This is a genomic window from Streptomyces sp. V4I2, from assembly GCF_030817655.1.
Classification (GTDB): Bacteria; Actinomycetota; Actinomycetes; order Streptomycetales; family Streptomycetaceae; genus Streptomyces; species Streptomyces plumbiresistens.
Genome location: NZ_JAUSZM010000003.1, coordinates 6,736,915 through 6,761,642, shown reverse-complemented (window position 1 = coordinate 6,761,642; position 24,728 = coordinate 6,736,915). Strand labels below are relative to the sequence as shown.

The 24,728-nt window shown below is 71.0% G+C and carries 23 protein-coding genes and 1 pseudogene; 15 read left to right on the top strand and 9 right to left on the bottom strand.

What is annotated here, in order from left to right; all coding sequences use genetic code 11:
* Window positions 1-6: 6 nt before the first annotated feature.
* Complete coding sequence (locus tag QFZ76_RS32105; protein ID WP_307676965.1) at window positions 7-492, bottom strand: hypothetical protein; 486 nt, start codon at window positions 490-492, stop codon at window positions 7-9.
* Window positions 493-874: 382 nt separating this feature from the next.
* Between QFZ76_RS32105 and QFZ76_RS32100 the strand changes: the two genes are divergently transcribed.
* Window positions 875-2,647, top strand: coding sequence for a biotin carboxylase N-terminal domain-containing protein (locus QFZ76_RS32100; protein ID WP_307676964.1), 1,773 nt, complete (start codon window positions 875-877; stop codon window positions 2,645-2,647).
* Window positions 2,648-2,831: 184 nt separating this feature from the next.
* On the opposite strand, the gene QFZ76_RS32095 is transcribed toward QFZ76_RS32100, so the two are convergent.
* On the bottom strand, window positions 2,832-3,797 hold the full coding sequence (locus QFZ76_RS32095; protein ID WP_266434524.1) for a DeoR/GlpR family DNA-binding transcription regulator: 966 nt from the start codon (window positions 3,795-3,797) through the stop codon (window positions 2,832-2,834).
* 166 nt (window positions 3,798-3,963) lie between these two features.
* A complete protein-coding gene (locus tag QFZ76_RS32090) occupies window positions 3,964-5,412 on the bottom strand; it encodes an NAD(P)H-quinone dehydrogenase (protein ID WP_307676963.1) in 1,449 nt (482 codons plus the stop codon).
* 106 nt (window positions 5,413-5,518) lie between these two features.
* Here QFZ76_RS32090 and QFZ76_RS32085 point away from each other — a divergent pair, with 106 nt between their 5' ends.
* The 3 genes from QFZ76_RS32085 to QFZ76_RS32075 all read left to right on the top strand — a co-directional run bounded on the left by QFZ76_RS32085 (window position 5,519) and on the right by QFZ76_RS32075 (window position 8,872).
* Complete coding sequence (locus tag QFZ76_RS32085) at window positions 5,519-5,956, top strand: gamma-glutamylcyclotransferase (protein WP_307676962.1); 438 nt, start codon at window positions 5,519-5,521, stop codon at window positions 5,954-5,956.
* Window positions 5,957-6,084: 128 nt separating this feature from the next.
* Entirely contained in the window at window positions 6,085-6,921 is an 837-nt protein-coding gene (locus QFZ76_RS32080) for a purine-nucleoside phosphorylase (RefSeq protein WP_307676961.1), read from the top strand.
* Window positions 6,922-7,240: 319 nt separating this feature from the next.
* Window positions 7,241-8,872 carry a phospho-sugar mutase gene (locus tag QFZ76_RS32075; RefSeq protein WP_307676960.1) on the top strand — a complete coding sequence of 544 codons (1,632 nt, stop codon included), beginning with the start codon at window positions 7,241-7,243 and terminating at the stop codon, window positions 8,870-8,872.
* A 440-nt stretch (window positions 8,873-9,312) separates the two neighbouring features.
* On the opposite strand, the gene QFZ76_RS32070 is transcribed toward QFZ76_RS32075, so the two are convergent.
* On the bottom strand, window positions 9,313-10,017 hold the full coding sequence (locus QFZ76_RS32070; protein WP_307676959.1) for a PH domain-containing protein: 705 nt from the start codon (window positions 10,015-10,017) through the stop codon (window positions 9,313-9,315).
* Window positions 10,018-10,141: 124 nt separating this feature from the next.
* Here QFZ76_RS32070 and deoC point away from each other — a divergent pair, with 124 nt between their 5' ends.
* Genes deoC through QFZ76_RS32055 form a run of 3 tightly spaced genes read left to right on the top strand, consistent with a single transcriptional unit; the run spans window position 10,142 to window position 13,436 of the window.
* Window positions 10,142-11,092 carry a deoxyribose-phosphate aldolase gene (gene deoC / locus QFZ76_RS32065; protein WP_307680193.1) on the top strand — a complete coding sequence of 317 codons (951 nt, stop codon included), beginning with the start codon at window positions 10,142-10,144 and terminating at the stop codon, window positions 11,090-11,092.
* A 12-nt stretch (window positions 11,093-11,104) separates the two neighbouring features.
* A complete protein-coding gene (locus tag QFZ76_RS32060; protein WP_307680192.1) occupies window positions 11,105-12,550 on the top strand; it encodes an aldehyde dehydrogenase family protein in 1,446 nt (481 codons plus the stop codon).
* Complete coding sequence (locus tag QFZ76_RS32055) at window positions 12,543-13,436, top strand: aldehyde dehydrogenase family protein (protein WP_307676958.1); 894 nt, start codon at window positions 12,543-12,545, stop codon at window positions 13,434-13,436. Before QFZ76_RS32060 ends, QFZ76_RS32055 begins: the two co-directional genes overlap by 8 nt.
* Window positions 13,437-13,515: 79 nt before the next feature.
* Here QFZ76_RS32055 and QFZ76_RS32050 read toward each other — a convergent pair.
* Window positions 13,516-13,919, bottom strand: a pseudogene (locus QFZ76_RS32050) (hypothetical protein).
* A 70-nt stretch (window positions 13,920-13,989) separates the two neighbouring features.
* Here QFZ76_RS32050 and QFZ76_RS32045 point away from each other — a divergent pair.
* A complete protein-coding gene (locus QFZ76_RS32045) occupies window positions 13,990-14,700 on the top strand; it encodes a uridine kinase (RefSeq protein WP_373464379.1) in 711 nt (236 codons plus the stop codon).
* Between the two features lie 220 nt (window positions 14,701-14,920).
* Here QFZ76_RS32045 and QFZ76_RS32040 read toward each other — a convergent pair whose 3' ends face one another.
* Complete coding sequence (locus tag QFZ76_RS32040) at window positions 14,921-15,664, bottom strand: SigE family RNA polymerase sigma factor (protein ID WP_266434546.1); 744 nt, start codon at window positions 15,662-15,664, stop codon at window positions 14,921-14,923.
* A gap of 263 nt (window positions 15,665-15,927) precedes the next feature.
* Between QFZ76_RS32040 and afsQ1 the strand changes: the two genes are divergently transcribed.
* The 5 genes from afsQ1 to QFZ76_RS32015 all read left to right on the top strand — a co-directional run bounded on the left by afsQ1 (window position 15,928) and on the right by QFZ76_RS32015 (window position 19,702).
* Entirely contained in the window at window positions 15,928-16,605 is a 678-nt protein-coding gene (gene afsQ1, locus QFZ76_RS32035) for a two-component system response regulator AfsQ1 (protein WP_161300939.1), read from the top strand.
* Window positions 16,602-18,158, top strand: coding sequence for a HAMP domain-containing sensor histidine kinase (locus tag QFZ76_RS32030; RefSeq protein WP_307676956.1), 1,557 nt, complete (start codon window positions 16,602-16,604; stop codon window positions 18,156-18,158). The genes afsQ1 and QFZ76_RS32030 overlap by 4 nt, the downstream gene beginning before the upstream one ends.
* A complete protein-coding gene (locus tag QFZ76_RS32025) occupies window positions 18,158-18,760 on the top strand; it encodes a hypothetical protein (RefSeq protein ID WP_307676955.1) in 603 nt (200 codons plus the stop codon). The genes QFZ76_RS32030 and QFZ76_RS32025 overlap by 1 nt, the downstream gene beginning before the upstream one ends.
* Before the next feature lie 92 nt (window positions 18,761-18,852).
* Complete coding sequence (locus QFZ76_RS32020) at window positions 18,853-19,404, top strand: VanZ family protein (protein ID WP_307676954.1); 552 nt, start codon at window positions 18,853-18,855, stop codon at window positions 19,402-19,404.
* 94 nt (window positions 19,405-19,498) lie between these two features.
* Window positions 19,499-19,702, top strand: a complete 204-nt coding sequence (locus QFZ76_RS32015; RefSeq protein ID WP_266434556.1) for a PspC domain-containing protein — start codon at window positions 19,499-19,501, stop codon at window positions 19,700-19,702.
* 73 nt (window positions 19,703-19,775) lie between these two features.
* On the opposite strand, the gene QFZ76_RS32010 is transcribed toward QFZ76_RS32015, so the two are convergent.
* Together QFZ76_RS32010 and QFZ76_RS32005 are read right to left on the bottom strand one after the other, a co-directional pair.
* Complete coding sequence (locus QFZ76_RS32010; protein WP_307676953.1) at window positions 19,776-20,135, bottom strand: ATP-binding protein; 360 nt, start codon at window positions 20,133-20,135, stop codon at window positions 19,776-19,778.
* A 139-nt stretch (window positions 20,136-20,274) separates the two neighbouring features.
* A complete protein-coding gene (locus QFZ76_RS32005) occupies window positions 20,275-21,447 on the bottom strand; it encodes an adenosine deaminase (protein ID WP_307676952.1) in 1,173 nt (390 codons plus the stop codon).
* Window positions 21,448-21,560: 113 nt separating this feature from the next.
* Here QFZ76_RS32005 and QFZ76_RS32000 point away from each other — a divergent pair, with 113 nt between their 5' ends.
* Window positions 21,561-22,322 (top strand): prolyl oligopeptidase family serine peptidase, encoded by a 762-nt coding sequence (locus QFZ76_RS32000; protein ID WP_307676951.1) that lies wholly within the window; start codon window positions 21,561-21,563, stop codon window positions 22,320-22,322.
* Between the two features lie 70 nt (window positions 22,323-22,392).
* Here QFZ76_RS32000 and QFZ76_RS31995 read toward each other — a convergent pair whose 3' ends face one another.
* The gene (locus QFZ76_RS31995; RefSeq protein WP_307676950.1) at window positions 22,393-23,346 is read right to left on the bottom strand and encodes a LysR family transcriptional regulator; all 954 of its coding nucleotides are present in this window, start codon (window positions 23,344-23,346) and stop codon (window positions 22,393-22,395) included.
* Window positions 23,347-23,409: 63 nt separating this feature from the next.
* Here QFZ76_RS31995 and QFZ76_RS31990 point away from each other — a divergent pair, with 63 nt between their 5' ends.
* Window positions 23,410-24,687 carry an MFS transporter gene (locus tag QFZ76_RS31990; RefSeq protein WP_307676949.1) on the top strand — a complete coding sequence of 426 codons (1,278 nt, stop codon included), beginning with the start codon at window positions 23,410-23,412 and terminating at the stop codon, window positions 24,685-24,687.
* Window positions 24,688-24,728: the final 41 nt, after the last annotated feature.

The following is a 24,728-nucleotide window of genomic DNA, read 5'->3' as shown; positions in this document are numbered from 1 at the left end:
GGGCGGTCAGGGGGTGCTGGGCGCCTGCGGGGGCGTGAGCGGCGAGCCGCCGCCCTTGGTGCCGTCCGGCGCCGCGTCGGCGGGCCCGGACCCGGATTCACCCTGCCTGTCGTACGTCATCAGCAGCAGCACGATGAGCGCCAGCACCACCATCATGAACACGAACTCGGGCCGACCCATCAGCCCCCACGCGAACGCGCCCAGCAGGGCGTGCACCACGGCCGCGCTGATCAGCAGGACGCGGCCGAGGCCGGCCGGCGGGCGGTTGCGCAGGGCGACCAGGAGCGCGACCACGCCGCACAGCACGAAGTAGAGGCCGAAGACGAAGCCGCCCACCTTCGACGACGTGGACATCACGTCCGGGTCGAGGCCCGCCAGGGACATCTGCTGGTTGTCGACGACGGTCCCCAGGATCCAGTTCAGCCCGACGACCCCGAGCGCCTCGACGAAGAGCACGACCGCCACGATCCACGCCACCGGTCTGCGCACCACCGGTCCCACCCACTTCCGAGCTGTTCGAGTACCACTCGAGCAAGGCTGCCGTTACCCGAAGTAGCGTTCGGGACAGACCGAACGCTACTAACGGGTAAACCCACGGACAAGAGTCCGGCGGAGGGCAAAGAATCATTGGGCCATTCGTAGGGACTCCACAAAGAAACCCTGTGGCCCGCAGCACGCTCTCATAGAGACCTTGGCCACAAAGGAGGGCTAGGGTTTCGGCAGGAGTCCTGCCTACCTAGGTGCGACAAGGGATTTCGCGGTCGGGCGAGCCCCCTATCACGCTCCGTGTGGGCAAGCTCACCAGTGGGGACGGGTCGAAGTGTCGTGTCGGCAGTCCCTAAACTCGGCTTGTTTCAAGGAGGGAGCCTCAATCGTGCGCAAGGTGCTCATCGCCAACCGTGGCGAAATCGCTGTCCGCGTGGCCCGGGCCTGCCGGGATGCCGGTATCGCGAGCGTGGCCGTCTACGCCGACCCGGACCGGGACGCTCTGCATGTCCGCGCCGCGGATGAGGCGTTCGCCCTGGGCGGTGACACTCCCGCGACCAGCTATCTCGACATCGAGAAGGTGCTGAACGCGGCGCGTGAGTCCGGCGCCGACGCCATCCATCCCGGCTACGGATTCCTCTCCGAGAACGCCGACTTCGCCCAGGCGGTCGGGGACGCGGGGCTGATCTGGATCGGCCCGCCGCCGCAGGCCATCCGCGACCTCGGCGACAAGGTGGCCGCCCGGCACATCGCCCAGCGCGCCGGCGCCCCGCTGGTCGCCGGCACGCCGGACCCGGTGAGCGGTGCCGAGGAGGTCGTCGCCTTCGCCCGGGAGCACGGCCTGCCCATCGCGATCAAGGCCGCCTTCGGTGGTGGCGGGCGCGGCCTGAAGGTCGCCCGCACCCTCGAAGAGGTGCCCGAGCTGTACGACTCGGCGGTCCGCGAGGCGGTCGCCGCCTTCGGGCGCGGCGAGTGCTTCGTCGAGCGCTACCTCGACAAGCCCCGGCACGTCGAGACCCAGTGCCTGGCCGACCAGCACGGCAACGTGGTCGTGGTCTCCACCCGCGACTGCTCCCTCCAGCGCCGCCACCAGAAGCTGGTCGAGGAGGCCCCGGCTCCCTTCCTCTCCGACGCGCAGGTCGCCGAGCTGTACGCCTCCTCCAAGGCCATCCTCAAGGAGGCCGGCTACGTCGGCGCCGGCACGGTGGAGTTCCTGGTCGGCGTCGACGGCACGATCTCCTTCCTGGAGGTCAACACCCGCCTCCAGGTGGAGCACCCGGTCACCGAGGAGGTCGCCGGCATCGACCTCGTCCGCGAGATGTTCCGCATCGCCGACGGCGAGGAACTCGGCTACGGCGACCCCGAGCTGCGCGGCCACTCCTTCGAGTTCCGCATCAACGGCGAGGACCCGGGCCGGGGCTTCCTCCCGGCCCCCGGCACCGTCACCACCTTCGCCACGCCGTCCGGCCCGGGCGTCCGCCTGGACGCGGGCGTCGAGTCCGGCTCGGTCATCGGCCCGGCCTGGGACTCGCTGCTGGCCAAGCTGATCGTCACCGGCGCCACCCGCGAGCAGGCCCTCCAGCGGGCCGCCCGCGCCCTGGAGGAGTTCCAGGTCGAGGGCATGGCCACCGCCATCCCGTTCCACCGCGCGGTCGTCAAGGACCCGGCGTTCGCCCCCGAGCTGACCGGCTCCGCCGACCCCTTCACGGTCCACACCCGCTGGATCGAGACCGAGTTCGTCAACGAGATCAAGCCCTTCGCCGCCCTCACGGACATCGAGGTCGACGAGGAAGCGGGCCGCGAGACGGTGGTCGTCGAGGTCGGCGGCAAGCGCCTGGAGGTCTCCCTCCCGGTCTCGCTGGGCATGTCCCTGGCCCGCACCGGCCTCGCGGCGGGCGCCAAGCCCAAGCGCCGCGCGGCCAAGAAGTCCGGCCCGGCGGCCTCCGGCGACACCCTCGCCTCTCCGATGCAGGGCACGATCGTCAAGATCGCGGTCGAGGAGGGCCAGGAGGTCCAGGAGGGCGACCTGATCGTCGTACTCGAGGCGATGAAGATGGAACAGCCGCTGAACGCGCACAAGGCCGGCACCATCAAGGGCCTGTCCGCCGACGTCGGCGCGTCGATCACGTCCGGCGCGGCGATCTGCGAGATCAAGGACTGACGGCCTTTCCGGTACGACGTCCCGAGGCGCCCGGCGGACTGATCACTTCAGTCCGCCGGGCGCCTCGTGGCGTCGCTGACGACCTGCCTGTCGGGTACACACGCACGCTGTTTCCGGAGCTTCATACCGATCACCCATGCCGACTTGGCACTGCGGGGGTGTCAGGGTTCGCCACCACGGCAGTTCAACGCCGCCGCAGATCCGCGACCCGCGCCCGTTCGGTGCCCGGCGTCTGCTCGCCCAGGGCCGTCGCGGAGCGCAGTCCCGGAGCGCCGCCCGGGACCTGGCCGCGACGCGGGCCCGGCAGGGGCACGTCCCGGCGCTGGTGCTGTCGGCGCGCCGGGACCTGATCACCCCCCGGCTGCTCCGACGCACCGGCGACGGCGATCTGCACCCCCTGGTCGGCGAGGGCCTGGAGTTCGGTGGCCGCGCGGTCGTCGTGGACGGGCGGTTCGTCCGTCACGAGGCGGGTGATGAGGTCCGTCGGCACGGTCTGGAACATGGTGTCGGTGCCGAGTTTGGTGTGGTCGGCGAGGACCACGACCTCGGAGGCGGCCTGCACCAGCGCGCGGTCGACGGACGCGGAGAGCATGTTGGACGTGGAGAGCCCGCGCTCGGCGGTCAGTCCACTCCCGGAGAGGAAGGCCCGCGACACTCTGAGCCCCTGGAGGGACTGTTCGGCACCGCTGCCGACGAGGGCGTAGTTGGACCCGCGGAGGGTGCCGCCGGTCATGACGACCTCCACGCGGTTGGCATGGGCCAAGGCCTGGGCCACCAGCAGGGAGTTGGTGACGACGGTCAGCCCGGGCACCCGGGCGAGCCGGCGGGCCAGCTCCTGTGTGGTGGTTCCCGCACCGACCACGATGGCTTCGCCCTCTTCGACGAAGCTCGCGGCGAGATCGGCGATGGCCGTCTTCTCGGCGGTCGCGAGATGGGATTTCTGCGGAAAGCCGGATTCTCGCGTGAACCCGCCCGGCAATACCGCACCGCCGTGCCGGCGGTCGAGGAGTCCTTCTGCCTCCAGTGCGCGCACGTCCCGCCGTACGGTCACTTCGGAGGTCTGGACGACGCGGGCGAGCTCACGGAGCGACACGGCCCCGTTCGCTCGCACCATTTCGAGGATCAATTGGCGACGTTCTGCAGCGAACACGAAACTGACAGTAACCCCAACGACCGTCTGGTTTCAGCAGTTTGCGCCGAATTACAGAAGTTGTTCGCACACCAGGGCGGCAAGTGGTATAGGGCCTAATCGCGGAGCTTATGCCGCCCGCATGCGCGACAACTCCCCGTGACCAGCGAGGAATCGCTTTCGGCCGTCAGCCTTCGTCGCCCGCCTTACGCGTGTGCAGCTGCCGCGCGACCTCGGCGATCGACCCCGAAAGGGAGGGATAGACGGTGAACGCGTTCGCGATCTGTTCGACCGTCAGGTTGTTGTCGACGGCGAGCGAGATGGGGTGGATCAGCTCCGAGGCGCGGGGAGCGACCACCACACCGCCGACGACGATCCCCGTGCCCGGCCGGCAGAAGATCTTGACGAAGCCGTCCCGGATACCCTGCATCTTCGCGCGCGGGTTGCGCAGCAGGGGCAGCTTCACCGCCCGGGCGTCGATCTTGCCGGAGTCGACGTCGGACTGGCTGTAGCCGACGGTGGCGATCTCGGGGTCGGTGAAGACGTTCGAGGAGACCGTCTTCAGGTTCAGCGGGGCCACCGCGTCGCCGAGGAAGTGGTACATGGCGATACGTCCCTGCATCGCCGCGACGGAGGCGAGGGCGAAGATGCCGGTCACGTCACCGGCCGCGTACACGCCCGGGGCGGTGGTCCGGGAGACCTTGTCGGTCCAGATGTGCCCGGATTCGCGGAGCTTGACCCCGGCGTCCTCCAGGCCCATGCCCGCGCTGTTCGGGATGGCGCCGACGGCCATCAGGCAGTGCGAGCCGGTGATGACCCGCCCGTCGGCGAGGGTGACCTCGACCCGGTCGCCGACCCGCTTGGCGGACTGGGCGCGGGAGCGGGCCAGGACGTTCATGCCACGGCGCCGGAAGACCTCTTCCAGTACGGCGGCCGCGTCCGGGTCCTCGCCGGGGAGGACCCGGTCGCGGGAGGAGACGAGGGTGACCTTGGAGCCGAGCGCCTGGTAGGCACCGGCGAACTCGGCACCGGTGACACCGGAACCGACCACGATGAGCTCCTCGGGGAGTTCGTCGAGGTCGTAGACCTGGGTCCAGTTGAGGATGCGCTCGCCGTCCGGCTGGGCGTCCTCCAGCTCACGCGGGTGACCGCCGGTGGCGATGAGCACCGCGTCCGCGACGAGGGTCTCCTCGCTCCCGTCGACGGCACGCACGACGACCTTCCGCGAGCCGTCGAGGGCCTGCATGCCCTCCAGGCGCCCGCGCCCGCGCAGCACCCGGGCGCCGGCCCGGGTCACGGAGGCGGTGATGTCGTGCGACTGCGCGAGAGCGAGCCGCTTCACACGCCGGTTGACCTTCCCCAGATCGACCCCCACCACCCGGGCGGACCGCTCCAGGGGCGGGGTGTCGTCGGCGACGATGATCCCCAGCTCTTCGTACGACGAATCGAAGGTGGTCATCACCTCGGCCGTGGCGATAAGAGTCTTCGACGGGACGCAGTCGGTGAGCACCGACGCCCCGCCCAGACCGTCGCAGTCCACGACGGTCACCTCCGCGCCGAGTTGGGCGGCCACCAGGGCCGCCTCGTATCCGCCGGGTCCGCCACCGATGATCACGATCCGAGTCACGTACTCCATTGTCCCGCACGCCCGGGGATGCCACCGCCCCGGGGGCGACAGGGAGGCCCATCTGTTACGTCCGTGACCGCAGATGCGCGTGAAACGGCTGCCGTACCCTCGACGCATGTCGCTCTACGCCGGGTACGCCGGCAACCTCGACGCGCGGCTGATGACCCGCCGCGCCCCGCACTCGCCGCTGCGTGCGACGGGCTGGCTGAACGGGTGGCGGCTGACCTTCGGCGGCGAGCACCTGGGCTGGGAGGGCGCACTCGCGACGATCGTCGAGGCGCCGGGCGCCCAGGTCTTCGTCGCGCTGTACGACCTCGCGCCCCTGGACGAGGACTCGATGGACCGCTGGGAGGGCGTCGGCCTCGACATCTACCGCCGGATGCGGGTGCGCGTACACACCATGGAGGGCCAGGAGCCGGCCTGGGTGTACGTCCTCAACGGCTATGAGGGCGGTCTGCCCTCGGCCCGCTATCTGGGCGAGATCGCCGACGCGGCGGAGTCGGCGGGCGCGCCGCACGACTATGTGATGGAGCTGCGGAAGCGCCCCTGCTGAGCTCGCCGGGGCGCCCGATTCGTCGGACCCCGGGGGCGCGGACCGGTCGGAAACGACAAGACAACGATCGCCATCCCGTGAGCTCTGTCATCTACGCGCGTAGGCCTCGACCGGCTACCCTCATCGGCGTGAACGCATCTCTTCTTCCGGACGACATCCAGGGCGCCGCACCCAATGATCCAAGGGTCGCCGCCGACGCCGCCGCCGCGCGCCTGCGCGAACTGACCGGCGCCGAGACCCACGACGTCGCCCTCGTGATGGGCTCCGGCTGGGCGCCGGCCGTCGACGCCCTCGGTGCTCCCGACGCCGAGTTCCAGGTCACCGAGCTGCCCGGCTTCCCGCCGCCGGCGGTCGAGGGCCACGGCGGCAAGATCCGCTCGTACCGGATCGGTGCGAAGCGGGCCCTGGTCTTCCTCGGCCGCACCCACTACTACGAGGGCCGCGGGGTCGCCGCCGTCGCGCACGGCGTCCGTACCGCCGTCGCCGCCGGCTGCAAGACGATCGTCCTCACCAACGGCTGCGGCGGCCTGCGCGAAGGCATGCGTCCCGGCCAGCCGGTGCTGATCAGCGACCACATCAACCTCACGGCGACCTCCCCCATCATCGGCGCGAACTTCGTCGACCTCACCGACCTGTACTCGCCGCGCCTGCGCGCCCTGTGCAAGGAGATCGACCCCACGCTGGAGGAGGGCGTCTACGCCCAGTTCCCCGGCCCGCACTACGAGACCCCCGCGGAGATCCGCATGGCCCGGGTCATCGGCGCGGACCTGGTGGGCATGTCGACGGTCCTCGAAGCCATCGCGGCACGTGAGGCGGGCGCCGAGATCCTGGGCATCTCCCTGGTGACGAACCTCGCGGCCGGCATGACGGGCGAGCCCCTGAACCACGAGGAGGTCCTCCAGGCGGGCCGCGACTCGGCCACGCGGATGGGCTCACTGCTGGCCCAGGTCCTGGGCCGGCTGTAGTGACGGCACCAGAGGGCTCCGCCCCCTGACCCCCGGCCCTCGCCCACTCACCACCCGACTCGGTCACTCAAGAGGTGCGGGACCAGCAGCCCGTCCGGCGTACACAATCAAGCACCGGCCCGCACCCCTCAGCCCGTCCGGGGGTCCCCCCTCTGGGGGAGTTTGAGGACGAGGCCTTTCGGGCCGATGGGGGTCTGGGGGCGCAGCCCCCAGCGGGGTCGAAGGGGCGGAGCCCCTGGGGATGGGACGGGTAGGGGCGGCGGGGCGAGAAAACCCGTCCCGCGGCCACAAGCGAACCGAAACGAGAGGTTGACCGAACGTGCACGACGATCTCATCGCGCGAGCCAAGGCATGGCTGACCGAGGACCCCGACACGGACACCCGTGCGGAACTCGCCGAGCTGATCGACGCCAAGGACGTCGCCGAACTCGCCGAACGGTTCAGCGGCACCCTCCAGTTCGGCACGGCGGGCCTCAGAGGCGAGCTCGGCGCCGGACCCATGCGCATGAACCGCACGGTCGTCATCCGCGCGGCCGCCGGTATCGCCGCGTACCTGAAGAAGAACGGCCACACCGACGGAGTCGTCGTCATCGGCTACGACGCCCGCCACAAGTCCGCCGCCTTCGCCGAGGACACCGCCGCCGTGATGACGGGAGCGGGCCTGCGCGCGGCCGTCCTCCCCCGCCCCCTCCCCACCCCCGTCCTGGCGTTCGCCATAAGGCACCTCGGCGCGATCGCCGGCGTGGAGGTCACCGCCAGCCACAACCCGCCCCGCGACAACGGCTACAAGGTGTACCTCGGCGACGGCTCCCAGATCGTGTCCCCGGCGGACGCCGAGATCGCGGCCGAGATCGACGCCGTCGCGTCCCTCACCACCGTCCCCCGCCCCACCACCGGCTGGGAGACCCTCGACGACGCCGTCCTCGACGCCTACCTCGCCCGCACGGACGCCGTCCTCGCCCCCGGCTCCCCCCGCACGGCCCGCACGGTCTACACGGCGATGCACGGCGTCGGCAAGGAGACCCTCCTCGCCGCCTTCGCCCGGGCCGGCTTCCCGCAGCCCGTCCTCGTCGCCGAGCAGGCCGACCCGGACCCGGACTTCCCGACCGTCGCGTTCCCCAACCCGGAAGAGCCCGGCGCGATGGACCTCGCCTTCGCGAAGGCCCGCGAGACCGACCCGGACCTGATCATCGCCAACGACCCGGACGCGGACCGCCTGGCAGTCGCGGTCAAGGACGCCGGCGACTGGCGGATGCTCCGCGGCGACGAGGTCGGCACCCTCCTCGCCACCCACCTGGTCGCCCGCGGAGCCCGCGGCACCTTCGCGGAGTCGATCGTCTCCTCGTCCCTCCTCGGCCGGATCGCCGAGAAGGCGAACCTGCCGTACGAGGAGACCCTCACCGGCTTCAAGTGGATCGCCCGCGTCGAGGGCCTGCGCTACGGCTACGAGGAGGCCCTCGGCTACTGCGTGGACCCGGACGGCGTACGGGACAAGGACGGCATCACGGCCGCCCTCCTGATGACGGAACTCGCCTCCACCCTCAAGGCAGAGAACCGCACCCTCCTCGACCTCCTGGACGACATCGCGGTCGAGCACGGCCTGCACGCCACCGACCAGCTCTCGGTCCGCGTGGAGGACCTGTCGGTCATCGCCGCCGCGATGCGACGCCTGCGCGAGCAGCCCCCGACCCGGCTCGCGGGCCTGCCGATCACCAGGTCCGAGGACCTCACGCAGGGCACGGACACCCTCCCGCCCACCGACGGCCTGCGCTACACGCTCGACGGCGCCCGGGTCGTCGTCCGCCCCAGCGGCACGGAGCCGAAGCTCAAGTGCTACCTGGAGGTCGTCGTCCCGGTCGCCGCGCACGCCGATCTCCCGGCGGCCCGCGCAAAGGCGACGGACCTGCTGGCGACGATCAAACGGGACCTGTCGACGGCGGCGGGCATCTGAGCCATACCCGACCGGTACGCGACCGATGTGACCCACACGGCGGGGTGCTCCGGAGGAAACCCAGGGGCACCCCGCCGGGCGATTTCCCCAGGCGGCTCGACGCGGCCTCCGCACCCCGCCCCACCCTCCGGACAACGGCGAACCGGATTCACCGGATTCGCCCCCACCGAGCCGGCCCGGAGCCGCCCCGCCGCCGTTCACGGGGGTCCGGCCGGCGATCGCGCCGGGCAGCCGGGGCCTTGCTTCCCCCCGGGCTCGCTTCCGCCTCCCGCCTTCCCCCTGGCTCCTCCCCTGGCCCGGCACCTGCCCCGCTCATCCCACCTTTACAGCGCCCTCGCCCCGCCGAACGGCGGCGGCAGGCTCGGCCCACGTCAAGGCGCGCACGGCCCTGGTGTGGCACGGGGCGCCGTGAGCGTCAGCGAGTGCCTAAGGGCCGCCCTTCAGCCCGTCGCGATCAGAATCGCCAGCAGCACCGCCCCGGCCACCGCGGGCCCCACGACCTCGTAGGCCCACCGCACAGTCACCTCGCCCTGCGCCGCCTCCGACTTGGCCTGGGCCTGGGCCTCCTGGAGTTCCCGCAGCTCGTCCATGATCCGGTCGGTCTCGGCCCGTACGGGCCCGTCCGGCACCGCGGTCCTGCCGCCGCCCAGCATCCCCCCGGCCCCGGACAGCCCGGAGAGTCCGCCGCCGAACGCGCCACCCCGCCCGGCGCCGTCCGCACCGCGCCGCTCCTCCCGCCGCGCCGCCTTCTTCCGGCCGCGCAAGGACACGGGAACGGCCCACAGCTGGAACTTCCGGCCGGCGGCGACCGCCTCGTTCGAATAGCCCGAGCGCAGCGCCTCGATCTGCCCCCACGGCAGCACGATCACCCGGAACGGGTTCCGGATGCGCAGCCGTTCCTGGTTGGCGAACACGGCGGGCCGCAGCGTGAAGGCCACCACCAGCGGCACCAGGAGGATCAGCGCGGCGAGCGCCAGCCAGGGCGTGCGGCCCTCTCCGGAGACGATCGCGTCGATGCCGAGCCAGCCGGCGATGCCGAGCAGCAGGAAACCGCCGGCCATGGCCGCGGGCGACCGATAGATCCGGTCCGGCGACTGGGGCGCCGAGGGCTGCGGCGCCGATGACTGGGGTTCCGGAGTCGTCATGGGCCCGATTCTGCCCGAAGCCCCCGGCGGGACTCGTACGCGGTGCCGCCGTACCGGATGAGCACCTGATATGTCTGCCGGGGTGTACAGCTGCTACGCGCGTAGATATGCTCGTCTGGTGACCATGCCCACCACTGCACACACCCTCACGGACGTGGCGGCCTCCGAGAGCACGCTGCGCCGCTTCCTCCACGGGCTGCCCGGCGTCGACGCGGTCGGCCTGGAGGCGCGCGCCGCCTCGCTCGGCACCCGTTCCATCAAGACGACCGCGAAGGCGTACGCGATCGACCTCGCGATCTCGATGGTCGATCTGACGACGCTGGAAGGCGCGGACACCCCGGGCAAGGTCCGGGCACTCGGCGCCAAGGCGGTCCGCCCCGACCCGACCGACCGTACGGCCCCCGCCACGGCCGCGGTCTGCGTGTATCCCGACATGGTGGCCACCGCCAAGGAGGCCGTCGCCGGCTCCTCGGTGAAGGTCGCCTCGGTCGCCACCGCCTTCCCGGCCGGCCGCGCCGCGCTCTCCGTGAAGCTGGCGGACGTCCGGGACGCGGTCGCGGCAGGCGCCGACGAGATCGACATGGTCATCGACCGCGGGGCGTTCCTCGCGGGGAACTACATGAAGGTGTACGACGAGATCGTCGCCGTGAAGGAGGCCTGCGGGGCGTCGGCCCGCCTGAAGGTCATCTTCGAGACGGGCGAGCTGTCGACGTACGACAACATCCGCCGCGCCAGCTGGCTCGGCATGATCGCCGGCGCCGACTTCATCAAGACGTCCACCGGCAAGGTCGCCGTCAACGCGACCCCGGCGAACACCCTCCTGATGCTGGAGGCCGTGCGTGACTTCCGTGCCCAGACCGGGGTACAGGTCGGCGTGAAGCCGGCCGGCGGGATCCGCACCACCAAGGACGCCGTCAAGTTTCTCGTTCTGGTCAACGAGACCGCGGGCGAGGACTGGCTGGACAACCACTGGTTCCGCTTCGGCGCCTCCTCGCTGCTGAACGACCTGCTGATGCAGCGTCAGAAGCTGGCCACAGGCCGCTACTCCGGCCCCGACTACGTGACGGTGGACTGAGACCCCATGACCATGGAAAAGCAGACACCCGTGTTCGAGTACGCACCCGCCCCCGAGTCCCGCTCCGTCGTCGACATCGCGCCGTCCTACGGCCTGTTCATCGACGGCGAGTTCACCGAGGCAGCCGACGGCAAGGTCTTCAAGACGGTCTCGCCGAGCACCGAGGAAGTGCTGTCCGAGATCGCCCAGGCCGGCACCGAGGACGTCGACCGCGCGGTCAGGGCCGCCCGCAAGGCCTTCGAGAAGTGGTCGGCACTGCCCGGCTCCGAGCGCGCGAAGTACCTGTTCCGCATCGCCCGGATCATCCAGGAACGCAGCCGCGAACTGGCCGTCCTGGAGACCCTGGACAACGGCAAGCCCATCAAGGAGACCCGCGACGCCGACCTCCCCCTGGTCGCCGCGCACTTCTTCTACTACGCGGGCTGGGCCGACAAGCTCGACCACGCCGGCTTCGGCGCGAACCCGAGGCCGCTCGGCGTGGCGGGCCAGGTCATCCCCTGGAACTTCCCGCTCCTGATGCTGGCCTGGAAGATCGCCCCGGCGCTCGCGACCGGCAACACCGTGGTGTTGAAGCCCGCCGAGACGACCCCCCTGTCCGCCCTGTTCTTCGCGGACATCTGCCGACAGGCGGGCCTGCCCAAGGGCGTCGTCAACATCCTTCCGGGATACGGCGCCACGGGCGCGGCTCTCGTCGAGCACCCGGACGTGAACAAGGTCGCCTTCACCGGCTCCACGGCGGTCGGCAAGGCCATCGCGCGCCAGGTGGCGGGCACGAGGAAGAAGGTCACCCTCGAACTCGGCGGCAAGGGCGCCAACATCGTCTTCGACGACGCCCCGATCGACCAGGCCGTCGAGGGCATCGTGAGCGGCATCTTCTTCAACCAGGGCCAGGTCTGCTGCGCCGGCTCCCGGCTCCTGGTCCAGGAGTCGATCCAGGACGAGCTGCTGGACTCCCTCAAGCGCCGCCTGTCGACCCTCCGCCTCGGCGACCCGCTGGACAAGAACACGGACATCGGCGCGATCAACTCCGCCGAGCAGCTCTCCCGGATCACGACGCTCGTCGAGGCGGGCGAGGCGGAGGGCGCCGAACGCTGGTCCGCGGCCTGCGAACTCCCGTCCTCCGGCTACTGGTTCGCCCCGACGCTGTTCACGAACGTCACCCAGGCGCACACCATCGCCCGCGACGAGATCTTCGGCCCGGTCCTGTCCGTGCTCACCTTCCGCACGCCGGACGAGGCGGTCGCCAAGGCCAACAACAGCCAGTACGGCCTCTCCGCCGGCATCTGGAGCGAGAAGGGCTCCCGCATCCTCGCGGTGGCGAACAAGCTCCGTGCGGGCGTCGTCTGGTCCAACACGTTCAACAAGTTCGACCCGACCTCGCCGTTCGGCGGCTACAAGGAGTCGGGCTTCGGCCGCGAGGGCGGTCGCCACGGCCTGGAGGCGTACCTCGATGTCTGACCGTCTCAGTGTGTTCAAGACCTACAAGCTGTACGTCGGCGGGAAGTTCCCGCGTTCCGAGAGCGGCCGGGTGTACGAGGTGACGGACTCGAAGGGCAAGTGGCTGGCCAACGCGCCGCTCTCCTCCCGCAAGGACGCCCGTGACGCCGTCGTGGCGGCCCGCAAGGCGTTCGGCGGCTGGTCCGGCGCGACCGCGTACAACCGCGGCCAGATCCTGTACCGCATCGCGGAGATGCTGGAGGGCCGCAGGGCGCAGTTCGTCCACGAGGTCGCGGATGCGGAGGGCCTGTCGAAGTCGAAGGCCACCGAGCAGGTGGACGCGGCGATCGACCGCTGGGTCTGGTACGCGGGCTGGACCGACAAGATCGCCCAGGTGGTCGGCGGCGGCAACCCGGTGGCCGGCCCGTACTTCAACCTCTCGTCCCCCGAGCCGACGGGCGTGGTCACCGTGCTGGCCCCCCAGAAGTCGTCCTTCCTGGGTCTGGTCTCGGTCCTCGCCCCGGTCATCGCGACCGGCAACACGGCGATCGTGATCGCAAGCGAGAAGTCCCCGCTCCCGGCCCTGTCCCTGGGCGAGGTGCTGGCCACCTCCGACCTGCCCGGCGGAGTCGTCAACGTCCTCTCCGGCCGTACGGCGGAGATCGCGACGCCCCTCGCGGCGCACCAGGACGTCAACGCGATCGATCTGGCCGGCGCCGGCACCGACGACGGCCTGGCGAAGGAACTGGAGATCGCGGCGGCCGACAACCTGAAGCGCGTCCTTCGTCCACAGCCTGTGGACGACTGGTCGGCGACGCCCGGCATCGACCGCATGACGGCGTTCCTGGAGACGAAGACGGTCTGGCACCCGACGGGTTCGCTGGGCGCGTCCGGCTCGGGGTACTGACCGGCCCCGCCGTCTCCGAAGACCGAAGAGCCGCGCTTCCCCTCCGTCCAGGGGAGGCGCGGCTCTTCGCCTGCCGTCCTCAGTGGCTCAGCAGCCCCGTCACCTGCCCGACCACCGGCATGCTCCCGATCGACTGCGCCTGGGCGACCGGCCCGGTCAGTGCCTGCGAGGTCAGCGGCTGGAAGTCGGCGAGCTGGGTGCCGATGCCGTTGTCGAGCGGGTCGACGCCGGTGCCGGCCAGGGGTTGGGCTTGAGGCCGGCGACCGGGCCGGTGACGTAACCGACGGTGGCGGTGAGGGCCTGGAGGCCGGCCTGCGGGTCGACGTTGCCGAGTGAGGTGGGGCGGGTGCGCATCACGTCGACGACCGGCTCGGTGTCCGCGGCGGCCGTCGCCGCGCCTGCTCCCAGGGCCACGCCCGCGGTCGCGAGGGCGACCAGGGCACGCCGGGCGGTCGGGTTCTGGAGGGACGCGTGTCGGACCATCGTGTCTGCCACCTTCTACTCGCCTCGACTTGCACAGGGTAATCGGGTCGACACGAAAGGTAGTTGAGGTGTGACGCGCGCATCAAAGCCGACCCGCGGGGTCGTTGAACAGCAGGTGAATGCCTCAGACTGGTGTCCCGTGAGCTCCCAACCACCCATACCGACGCGAGTCGTGCTGCTCTGCGGCCCCTCCGGCTCCGGCAAGTCCCTCCTCGCCGCCCGCTCCGGCCTGCCGGTCCTGCGGCTCGACGACTTCTACAAGGAGGGCGACGACCCGACGCTGCCGCTGGTGGCCGGGAGCTCCGACATCGACTGGGACCACCCGGACTCCTGGGACGCGGACACGGCGATCGCAGCGATCGTGGACCTGTGCCGCACGGGCCGGACGAAGATCCCGGTCTACGACATCTCGCTGAGCGCCCGCACCGGCGAGGAGTCCGTCGAGGTGGGCCGCACGCCCCTGTTCATCGCGGAGGGCATCTTCGCCGCCGAGATCGTCACCCGCTGCCGGGACCTCGGAGTCCTCGCCGACGCCCTGTGCCTGAGCCGCGGCCCGGTCCGCACGTTCCGCCGCCGCTTCCTCCGCGACCTGCGGGAAGGCCGCAAGTCGGTGCCCTTCCTCCTGCGCCGCGGCTGGCGCCTGATGCGCGCCGAACGCTCCATCGTGGCCCGCCAGACGGCCCTGGGCGCCCACGCCTGCGACAAGGACGAGGCCCTGGGCCGCCTCGCCTCGGCCGCGGCGGGCCGCCGTCCGGCGGCGGCTTCGGCCTCGCAGGGCTGATCTCGGCCCCCTGACCGCCGTACACGCGGGCCGCCGTACACGCGAAAACGGGACTGGATGGACTCCCCGGCCCTCCAGTCCCGCTCCCTTGGTGCTCCCCCGTGCTTTCCCCCACCCCCGTGGGTCCCCCGTTGCCCCCCATGACCCCCGTGGGTCCCCCGTGACCCCCGTTGGCCCCTCCCCGGTTACTGCTCCCCCGTTACTTGCTTCCCCCCAACCTTCAGGCGACGAGCTCCCCAAAGGCGCTTTCCTCGTCACGGCCGAAGCTGAGGACCTCGTCCTCGCGCAGCCGGCGGAGCGACCGCCAGATGCTGGACTTCACCGTGCCGACACTGATGTCGAGGATCTCGGCGATCTCCGGGTCCGTGCGGCCCTCGTAGTAGCGCAGGACCAGCATGGTGCGCTGGAGTTCCGGCAGCCGGGCGAGCGCCTGCCACAGGACCGCGCGCAGTTCCGTGCCGCGCATCGCGTCCGTGTCGCCGGGCGTCTCCGGCAGTTCCTCGGTCGGGTACTCGTTCAGCTTGCGGCGGCGCCACGCGCTGATGTGCAGGTTGGTCATGGTGCGGCGGAGGTAGCCCCCGACCGCGGCCTTGTCACTGATCCGGTCCCACGCCCGGTAGGTCGAGAACAGCGCGCTCTGCAGCAGGTCCTCGGCCTCGAAGCGGTCACCGGTGAGGTGATAGGCGGTTGCGTACAGGGAGGCGCGGCGCTCCTGGACGTAGGCGGTGAACTCCGCCTCCGACAGTGACCGACGCTCCCCCGTGTCCTCCCTGTACGCGCTTCCCCCGTGTGCTTCCCCCGTGAAGCCGTCAACCACCGTCATGTAACCGGTGTGCTGACGCCCGGTGCCGCGAGCGCACCCCCGCCCGCTCACTGCACCGGACTTCTCGGAACCCCGGCCCCCGTTCACGTCGTGCAGACGCGTGATCACTGCGCTCGTGCTGGTGCCGTGCAGCGTGTTCATCTCGCGCCCCCCGTCGTGGACTTCCCGGTGTTTCGGTTGTGCGTCCCGCTTCCTTGCCTGTGACCAAAATCTTGCCCGGGCCACTTCATGGCCGTGTCCGCCGACTGTCACAGACCTGTCACAGGGCCCCCTTCGGATGCCGCTCCCGGGCGTCGCACAGTCCCCACACAGACAAGAGGGTTACCGGCGCGTAGAGATACAGGTTGAGGTCGGAGAAATACAGGTGTCGCAGCCCCACCCCGCCATGGGCCAGAATGACCCCCGTGCCTTCCCTGTTGCTGATCGAGGACGACGACGCCATCCGTACGGCCCTGGAGCTGTCTCTGACGCGCCAGGGACACCGGGTTGCCACCGCTGCCACCGGCGAGGACGGCCTGAAGCTGCTGCGTGAGCAGCGGCCGGATCTCATCGTGCTGGACGTGATGTTGCCCGGTATCGACGGGTTCGAGGTGTGCCGGCGCATCCGGCGCACCGACCAGCTGCCGATCATTCTGCTGACCGCGCGCAGCGACGACATCGACGTGGTGGTCGGACTGGAGTCCGGTGCCGACGACTATGTCGTCAAGCCTGTTCAGGGGCGGGTCCTCGACGCCCGGATCCGGGCCGTGCTGCGGCGCGGCGAGCGGGAGGCGAACGACGCGGCCTCGTTCGGTTCGCTGGTCATCGACCGTGCGGCGATGACCGTGACCAAGAACGGCGAGGACCTCCAGCTGACCCCGACCGAGCTGAGGCTGCTGCTCGAACTGAGCCGGCGGCCCGGACAGGCCCTGTCCCGGCAGCAGTTGCTGCGGCTGGTGTGGGAACACGACTACCTGGGCGACTCGCGGCTGGTGGACGCCTGTGTCCAGCGGCTGCGCGCCAAGGTCGAGGACGTGCCGTCGTCCCCGACGCTGATCCGTACCGTGCGGGGCGTGGGTTATCGGCTGGACAGTCCTCAGTGACCGAAGCGCAAGGAGGCGTTCGCGGCTGGGCCGCGGCTCGCAGGGGAACCTGGTCACGGCTGCGCTTCACCAGCCTGCGGCTGCGGCTGGTCGTCGTGTTCGGTCTGGTGGCGCTGACCGCCGCCGTCTCCGCGTCCGGCATCGCCTACTGGCTCAACCGCGAGGCGGTGCTCACCCGTACCCAGGACGCGGTGCTGCGCGACTTCGAGCAGGAGATGCAGAACCGCGCGGGCGCGCTGCCCCAGAGCCCCACGCAGGACGAACTGCAGCACACGGCGGGCCAGATGGCGAACAGCAGCCAGCGCTTCAGCGTGCTGCTGGTCGCCGCGGACGAGAGCGGCAAGACGGTGTACGGCAACTCCGGTGCCCTGAACGGGTTCTCGCTCCAGGACGTGCCCGCCTCCCTGCGCGAGGCGGTGAACAAGGAGCAGAAGGTCACCTCGACCAACAAGTACGCGTACCACCTGTACTGGCAGCGGATAGTCAGCGACGGCACGCCGTATCTGGTGGTCGGCACCAAGGTGATCGGCGGCGGCCCGACCGGTTACATGCTCAAGTCGCTGGAGCCGGAGGCCAAGGACCTCAACTCGCTCGCCTGGTCGCTCGGTATCGCCACCGGTCTGGCGTTGCTCGGCTCCGCGCTGCTCGCGCAGGCGGCCTCCACGACCGTGCTGAAGCCGGTGCACCGGCTGGGGGTCGCCGCCCGGCGGCTCGGCGAGGGGAAGCTGGACACGCGGCTGCAGGTGTCCGGGACCGACGAACTCGCCGATCTGTCGCGGACGTTCAACAACGCCGCCGCGGCGCTGGAGAAGCGGGTGGACGACATGGCCGCGCGGGAGAACGCGTCCCGGCGGTTCGTGGCGGACATGTCGCACGAGCTGCGGACGCCGCTCACCGCCATCACCGCCGTCTCGGAGGTGCTGGAGGAGGAGCTGGAGTCGGGCGGCATCGATCCCATGGTCGATCCGGCGGTACGGCTCGTGGTCAGCGAGACGCGGCGGCTCAACGAGCTGGTCGAGAACCTCATGGAGGTCACCCGCTTCGACGCGGGTACGGCCCGGCTGGTCCTCGACGACGTCGACGTCGCCGACCAGATCACCGCGTGCATCGACGCGCGGGCCTGGCTGGACGCGGTGGAGCTGGACGCCGAACGCGGCATCCACGCCCGCCTCGACCCGCGCCGCCTGGACGTGATCCTCGCGAACCTCGTCGGCAACGCGCTCAAGCACGGGGGGTCGCCGGTGCGGATCGTCGTGCGGGAGGCCGACGAGGAGGTCGTCATCGAGGTACGGGACCACGGGCCCGGCATCCCCGAGGACGTCCTGCCGCACGTCTTCGACCGGTTCTACAAGGCCAGCGCCTCCCGGCCGCGCTCCGAGGGCAGCGGCCTGGGCCTGTCCATCGCCCTGGAGAACGCCCACATCCACGGCGGCGGGATCACCGCCGCCAACTCGTCCGAGGGGGGCGCGGTGTTCACACTGCGGCTGCCACGGGACTCGTCGCCGCTCACGGAGGAGCCCGACGAGGGTGAGAAGGCCAAGGGGGACGCCTGATGAACGTACGCCGCGTGCTGGCGCTCCCCGTGCTCGCCCTGCTCCTCGCAGGGTGCGGCATCCGGGCCACCGAGGTGCCGACCGACTTCGGCCCCGCACCCTCCCGGGTGCGCTGCTCCCTCGCCGAGCGGGACATCTCCACGCAGGCCTCGCGCGGGCTGCCGGTGCAGGTGTTCCTGCTGTGCGGTTCGTCGCTGGTGGCCGTCGACCGGACCGTGCGCGTCCCGGACGGTACGGCGGACTCCGAGCGGCGTGTGCTGGTCGCCCAGGGGCTGCTGGACGAGCTCGCCGCGACGCCGTCGCCCGCGGAGAAGGAGGCCGGCTACACCACCGACGTGCGCGGCGGCATGACGGTGAGCGGACCGCGTCCCGCGGACCCCGCGGACGCCCTGCGCCTGAGCACCCCGCCCGACGGCCTCACCTCCTACTCCCTCGCCCAGCTGGTGTGCACCTTCTCCGACTCGGCGGCCGCGGAGGGCGACGGCTCCGTCATCCTCGGCGGCCCCGTCGGCGGGTCCCTGCGGCGCTACGAGTGCACCGACGAGGTCCGCTCCCGCCCGGGCAGCAAGGAGCCGCCGTCGAGCGAGGTGGCGGGCGGGTGATGCCCCCCAAGAGGGCCGTGTGGCGCAAGCCTCATGCACGTACCTCTGGGTGTCCCGGAACCGATCGTGCCGGAGGCCGCGTCTAGGGGGGCGTGCAGCGTCAAGGCTCCATCGGCGGCAGGGCCGCGATTCGCATCCGTGTGACGGGAGGTGTCCTCCTCGTCGCACACCTCGCGTTCGTCGCCTGGTTCACGCTGCGTCCGCTGGACGTTCCCTGGGTGATGCCGCCCAATCTGCATCCGCTGGCCGGTATCCGGGCGGATGCCGCGCTCGGCTGGCAGGAGGGCGCCCGGCGCATCGCCGAAGGGCTGGCGCTGCTGGCCCCACTGGGTGTGCTGCTCCCGATGGTGCACGGCAGGCTCGCCGTCTCCCCGCTCGCCTCCCTGCTCCGTACGACGGCCGCCGGCGCCCTGATCTCGCTGGGCATCGAACTGCTCCAGACCGGCGTGCCCGGACAGGTCGTCGACGTGGACTCACTGCTCCTGAACACGGCGGGCGTCGCTCTCGCGCACGCGGCGCTCGTGCCCGCGGCCCGTGCCCTGCTCCGCCGCAGGACGGAGCGTGTACAGAGCCGCTCCGTCCGCCAGGAGGAGGCTCCTCAGGGTCGGACCCCGACGATTCCCAGGGTCGGCATCGCACCGTAGAGCGACGCTTTGTCCTCTTCGTCTCCGTACCGTGGTAGTCAGATGAGGCAGCCGACAGAGCCGCCTTCGACCGACGCTCACGAAGGAGCCGAACATGAACCGCCTTGCCCGCCCCACCAACGGCCGCATGATCGGCGGAGTGTGCGCAGCGCTGGCTCGGCGCTTCGGCACCTCCGCCACGACGATGCGGGTCATCTTCGTGGTCTCGTGCCTGTTGCCCGGCCCGCAGTTCCTGCTCTACATCGCGCTGTGGATCCTCTTCCCGTCGGAGGACAAGGCCGCGCGCACGGCCTGGTAGGCGCACGTACGCCGGTGGGGCGCACCCCGTGTCCAAGGGTGCGCCCCACCGGCGCGTACGGAGGCGGTGCGGATCAGCCGAGCGGGATCCCGTTCACCGGCAGGCCCTGCGTGGGCACCCCGGTGTCACCGACCGGCAGACCGCCGAGCAGACCGGCGACCGGCGCGGTCTGGCCCTGGGAGAGCGCCTCCTGTGCGACCGGCTGCACGTCGGCCAGGCTCGTGGCGAGCGCCGGCTGCGCCTGCGACACCGCGTCACCGGCCCCCGGCAGCGTCTGGGTGACGTTCTCCGCCGGCAGCGTCTGGGTGACGGTGCCCAGCGCCTCGGTGGCGTCCGGGACGGCCTGGGCGGCGTTCGCGGCACCCGCACCGGCGGCGGCGAAGGCGGCACCGAGAGCGGCGACACCGAGGGTCTTGGCAGCAGACTGCTTCATGAAAAATGCGTCCTTGAATGGGATGACGGGATGTGAGCGGTCCACGACCGTAAACACGCGAAGGCACCCGCCGCAAACATCGAAATGCGGACGACTCGTGAAAGTCCGCCCGCATTCCGGATCCCCGGTTTCCCCCAGATCAGCCCTCCGCGGCCACAGAACCGCTGGTGGAAGCGGTCTGCTGGAACAGCCATTCGGACTTCAGCTCGGCATATCCGGGCTTGACGACGTCATTGATCATCGCGAGTCGTTCATCGAAAGGAATGAACGCTGATTTCATCGCATTGACGGAGAACCACTGCATGTCGTCGAGCGTGTAACCGAATGCCTCGACAAGGTGCTCGAATTCCCGGCTCATGCTGGTGCCGGACATCAGGCGGTTGTCCGTGTTCACGGTCGCCCGGAAGTGCAGCCGGCGCAGCAGCCCGATCGGGTGCTCGGCGTACGAGGCCGCGGCTCCGGTCTGGAGGTTGGAACTGGGGCACAGCTCCAGCGGGATGCGCTTGTCCCGTACGTAGGAGGCGAGCCGGCCGAGCTTCACCGAGCCGTCCGCCTGGACCTGGATGTCGTCGATGATGCGCACGCCGTGGCCGAGCCGGTCGGCGCCGCACCACTGGAGGGCCTGCCAGATGGACGGCAGCCCGAAGGCCTCGCCGGCGTGGATGGTGAAGTGGTTGTTCTCGCGCTTGAGGTACTCGAAGGCGTCGAGGTGCCGGGTGGGCGGGAATCCGGCCTCGGCACCCGCGATGTCGAATCCGACGACACCGCCGCCCGCCAGGTCGCGGTAACGGTTGGCGAGTTCGGCGATCTCCAGGGCGCGGGCCGCGTGCCGCATGGCGGTGAGCAGGGCGCCGACGCGGATGCGGTGGCCGTTCGCGCGGGCTCGGCGCTCCCCTTCCCGGAAGCCCTCGTTGACGGCCTCGACGACCTCTTCGAGGCTCAGGCCGCCTTCCAGGTGCTGCTCGGGGGCGTACCGCACCTCCGCGTACACGACGCCGTCCTCGGCGAGGTCCTCGGCGCACTCGGCGGCGACCCGGACGAGCGCGTCGCGGGTCTGCATCACGCCGACGGTGTGCGAGAAGGTCTCCAAGTACCGTTCCAGGGAACCGGAGTCGGCGGCCTCGCGGAACCAGATGCCGAGCTTGTCGGGATCGGCCTCCGGGAGGTGGGAGTACCCGGTCTCCCGGGCGAGGTCGACGATCGTGCCGGGGCGCAGCCCGCCGTCGAGATGGTCGTGCAGCAGGACCTTGGGCGCCCGGCGGATCTGGTCCGAGCTCGGGGTGGTTCCCTTCGGGGCAGTCTGGCTCGTCATTTCCGCACTCTAACGCCTACGCGCGTAGATCGCTCGCTGTACGAAATCGTCGATACGTAACGGTGACCGCACGGACCAGTGTCGTACACCCACGCTTCTGACACTGTTCTGTCATGGCACAGCAAGCGACGCCGGTTCGCACGGCCCGGCTGGGACGGGTACGGGGACCGGAGCCGACGGCGGTGAGCGGGGTGGTGCTGCTGCTCCCCGGTGGCGACGAGGTCTCCGCCCGCAGACCCTCACCCATGATGGCGACCGCGTCCGTAAGGGCGTTGGGACGGCGCCTGACCCGTGCGGGCCGCGAGGACGGCCTGGCCGCGCACGTCGTCCACTACCGCTATCGCGGCTGGAACGGCAGCGAGGCCCGGCTGGCCCACGACGCCTCCTGGGCGGTCGACGAGACCGTACGGCGCTACGGCGACGTCCCCGTCTGCCTCATCGGCGTCGACATGGGCGGCCGCGCGGCGCTGCACGCGAGCGGACACGAGGCTGTCAACTCCGTGGTGGCACTCGCCCCTTGGCTGCCCGAGGAGGACGTGGCCGCGCCACCCGAACCGGTGAAGCAGCTCGTGGGGCGCCGGGTGCTGATCGTGCACGGCACGAATGACGAACGTACGGATCCGGAGTTGTCGTTCCGGCTGGCGACGCGGGCGAAGAAGGCGAACCGGGATGTGTGCCGGTTCGAAGTGCACTCCGACGGGCACGGGTTGCATCAGCATCGGGAGGAAGTGCACGCGCTGGCCGAGGACTTCGTGATGGGGGCGTTGTTCGGGCGGGCGTTGTCGCGGCCGGTGCGGGATGCCTTGGCGGCGCCTCCGCCGTTGGGGTTGCGCATGCCGTTGGCTGCGGGGTTCGGTAAGTCGTTGAGGCGGTAGAGCTCGGGGCTTTGTGTTGTGTTCGGGGTGGCGGGTTCGTTGTGGCTGGTCGCGCAGTTCCCCGCGCCCCTTAGGTTGGCAGCAGGTTGCCTCGTTTGGAGAGTAGGAACCTTTTGAAGGCTGCCACGGGCGGTGTGTCCGGGTGGCCGTCGAGCCAGGCCACGCCGATTTCTCTGGCTGCCCTCGGGGCTGTGACCGTCAGTTCCACGACTCCCGGGCGGGGGAAGACGGGTGGGGGCAGGAGGGCCACCCCCAGGCCCGCTGCCACCAGGCCCCTCAGGGTTTCCGCCTCCTCGCCCTCGAAGGCGACCCTCGGCTTGAAGCCGGCCTCCTGGCAGAGGTCGTCGGTGATGCGGCGGAGGCCGTAGCCGGGTTCGAGGGTGACGAAGGTTTCGTCGGCGGCCTCGGCGAGGCGGATGCGGCGGCGGGCGGCGAGGCGGTGGTCGGCCGGGACGACCAGGCGGAGTTTCTGTTCGTCGAGGCGGCGGGCGACGAGGTCGGGGGCGTCCGGGACGGGTGAGGTGAGGCAGAGGTCCAGCTCGCCTGCGCGCAGGCGTTCGATCATCGCCTCGCCGTAGTTCTGGACGAGGCTGAAGCGGACGCGGGGGTGGTCGGCGCGGAAGGCGTGGATCAGGCCCGGGACCGTCTCGGCGCCCATGGTGTGCAGGAAGCCGAAGGCGACCTTGCCGGTGGTGGGGTCGGCGTCGGCGCGGACCTCGTCGGCGGCGCGGCCGACTTCGGCGAGGGCACGCTCGACGGAGGCGAGGAAGGTGCGTCCGGCGGGGGTGAGGGAGACCGTACGGCCGCGGCGGGCGAACAGGTCGACGCCCAAGTCCTGTTCGAGGCGGACCATCGCCCGCGACAGGGTGGACTGCGGGACCTGCATCTCCTGGGCGGCGCGCGTGACGTGCTCGGTGCGGGCGACGCCGGCGAAGTACGCGAGGCGCGGGGCCAGCAACATCACCATGTCTTCTGTGTCACTGGACGGTGACAGGCGTGGCTGTGACCTCTGCTGATGCTCCATGGGAACGATTATGCCGATTCCATGCATTGGACGGATGACCGGGAGCGTACGTAACTTCGAAGCATGTCTCCCGCCAGTACCGGGGCGTCCACCATCGTGGGCGCCGCAGCTTCTGCCCCAGTCGTCGATTCCCGTGTCGCCCCGGGCGGCCCCGGTTACCGCCGGATGAGTTTCGCCCTCTTCCTCGCCGGTGTCGCGACCTTCGCCCTCCTCTACTCCACGCAGGCCCTGCTGCCGCTGATCTCCTCCGACTTCGGGGTGGCGGCGAGCGAGGCGAGCTGGACGGTGGCGGCGGCGACCGGTGGACTGGCGGTGTTCGTCCTGCCGATGAGCGCCCTGTCGGAACGATTCGGCCGGCGTACGGTGATGACGGCCTCGCTGGCGGTCGCGGTGACGGTCGGGCTGCTGGTCCCCTTCGCTCCGTCGCTCACGGCGCTGGTCGTGCTGCGGGCGGTGCAGGGTGCCGCGCTGGCCGGGCTGCCGGCCTCGGCGACGGCCTACCTCGCGGAGGAGGTCACGCCCAAGGCGCTGATCACCGCGATCGGTCTGTTCGTCGCGGGCAACAGCGTCGGCGGGATGAGCGGCCGGGTCATCACCGGCTGGGTCGCGCAGGAGTGGGGCTGGCGGGTCGCGGTCGGCGTGATCGGTGCGCTCGCGGTGGCGTGCGCGGTGGCCTTCCGGCTGCTGCTGCCGGCGCCGAAGAACTTCGTGCCGGGCTCGCTGCGGCCGCGGGTGCTGGCGCGTACGGTCCGCGATCATCTCTCCAACCCGCTGCTGTGCCGGCTGTACGCGATCGGCGCGCTGTTCATGACCGTCTTCGGCGGGGTCTACACGGTGATCGGGTACCGGCTGACCGAGGCGCCGTTCGGGCTGCCCCAGGGCATCATCGGGTCGATCTTCCTGGTGTACCTGGTGGGTACGGTGTCGGCGTCCACGGCGGGGCGGCTGGTCGGTCGGCTGGGCCGGCGCGGGGCGCTGTACGCGGGGGGCGGTACGACGGCGGCGGGGCTGGTGTTGTCCCTGGCCGACTCCCTCCCCCTGGTCCTGCTGGGCCTGGTGCTGATCACCGCGGGGTTCTTCGCGGGGCATGCGGTCGCGTCGTCGGCCGTGAGCAAGACGGCGACGAAGGGGCGGGCGCAGGCCTCGGCCCTCTACCAGTCCGCGTACTACGTCGGCTCCAGCGCGGGCAGTACGGTCGGCGCGGTCGCGTTCCACGCGGGCGGCTGGGCCGGGACGGTGAGCGTCGGACTGCTGGCGGTGCTCGGCGTCGTGACGATCACGGTGTTCGGCTCGCGTGCGGCCCGGGTCGCTGCGCGGCGGGTTACTGTGCCGGCCCACTGACGCGCCGTACCAGGGGGCTCCGCCCCCTGGACCCCCGGGCC

Excerpts from the sequence above, each read along its gene's own strand:
- QFZ76_RS32025 (WP_307676955.1), top strand. The coding sequence starts at position 18,158 with ATGAACGTACGCCGCGTGCTGGCGCTCCCCGTGCTCGCCCTGCTCCTC.
- QFZ76_RS31990 (WP_307676949.1), top strand. The coding sequence starts at position 23,410 with ATGTCTCCCGCCAGTACCGGGGCGTCCACCATCGTGGGCGCCGCAGCT.
- QFZ76_RS32000 (WP_307676951.1), top strand. The coding sequence starts at position 21,561 with ATGGCACAGCAAGCGACGCCGGTTCGCACGGCCCGGCTGGGACGGGTA.
- QFZ76_RS32040 (WP_266434546.1), bottom strand. The coding sequence starts at position 15,664 with ATGAACACGCTGCACGGCACCAGCACGAGCGCAGTGATCACGCGTCTG.
- QFZ76_RS32070 (WP_307676959.1), bottom strand. The coding sequence starts at position 10,017 with ATGACGACTCCGGAACCCCAGTCATCGGCGCCGCAGCCCTCGGCGCCC.
- QFZ76_RS32090 (WP_307676963.1), bottom strand. The coding sequence starts at position 5,412 with ATGGAGTACGTGACTCGGATCGTGATCATCGGTGGCGGACCCGGCGGA.
- QFZ76_RS32085 (WP_307676962.1), top strand. The coding sequence starts at position 5,519 with ATGTCGCTCTACGCCGGGTACGCCGGCAACCTCGACGCGCGGCTGATG.
- QFZ76_RS32055 (WP_307676958.1), top strand. The coding sequence starts at position 12,543 with ATGTCTGACCGTCTCAGTGTGTTCAAGACCTACAAGCTGTACGTCGGC.
- QFZ76_RS32060 (WP_307680192.1), top strand. The coding sequence starts at position 11,105 with ATGGAAAAGCAGACACCCGTGTTCGAGTACGCACCCGCCCCCGAGTCC.
- QFZ76_RS32015 (WP_266434556.1), top strand. The coding sequence starts at position 19,499 with ATGAACCGCCTTGCCCGCCCCACCAACGGCCGCATGATCGGCGGAGTG.
- QFZ76_RS32010 (WP_307676953.1), bottom strand. The coding sequence starts at position 20,135 with ATGAAGCAGTCTGCTGCCAAGACCCTCGGTGTCGCCGCTCTCGGTGCC.
- QFZ76_RS31995 (WP_307676950.1), bottom strand. The coding sequence starts at position 23,346 with ATGGAGCATCAGCAGAGGTCACAGCCACGCCTGTCACCGTCCAGTGAC.
- deoC (WP_307680193.1), top strand. The coding sequence starts at position 10,142 with ATGCCCACCACTGCACACACCCTCACGGACGTGGCGGCCTCCGAGAGC.
- QFZ76_RS32005 (WP_307676952.1), bottom strand. The coding sequence starts at position 21,447 with ATGACGAGCCAGACTGCCCCGAAGGGAACCACCCCGAGCTCGGACCAG.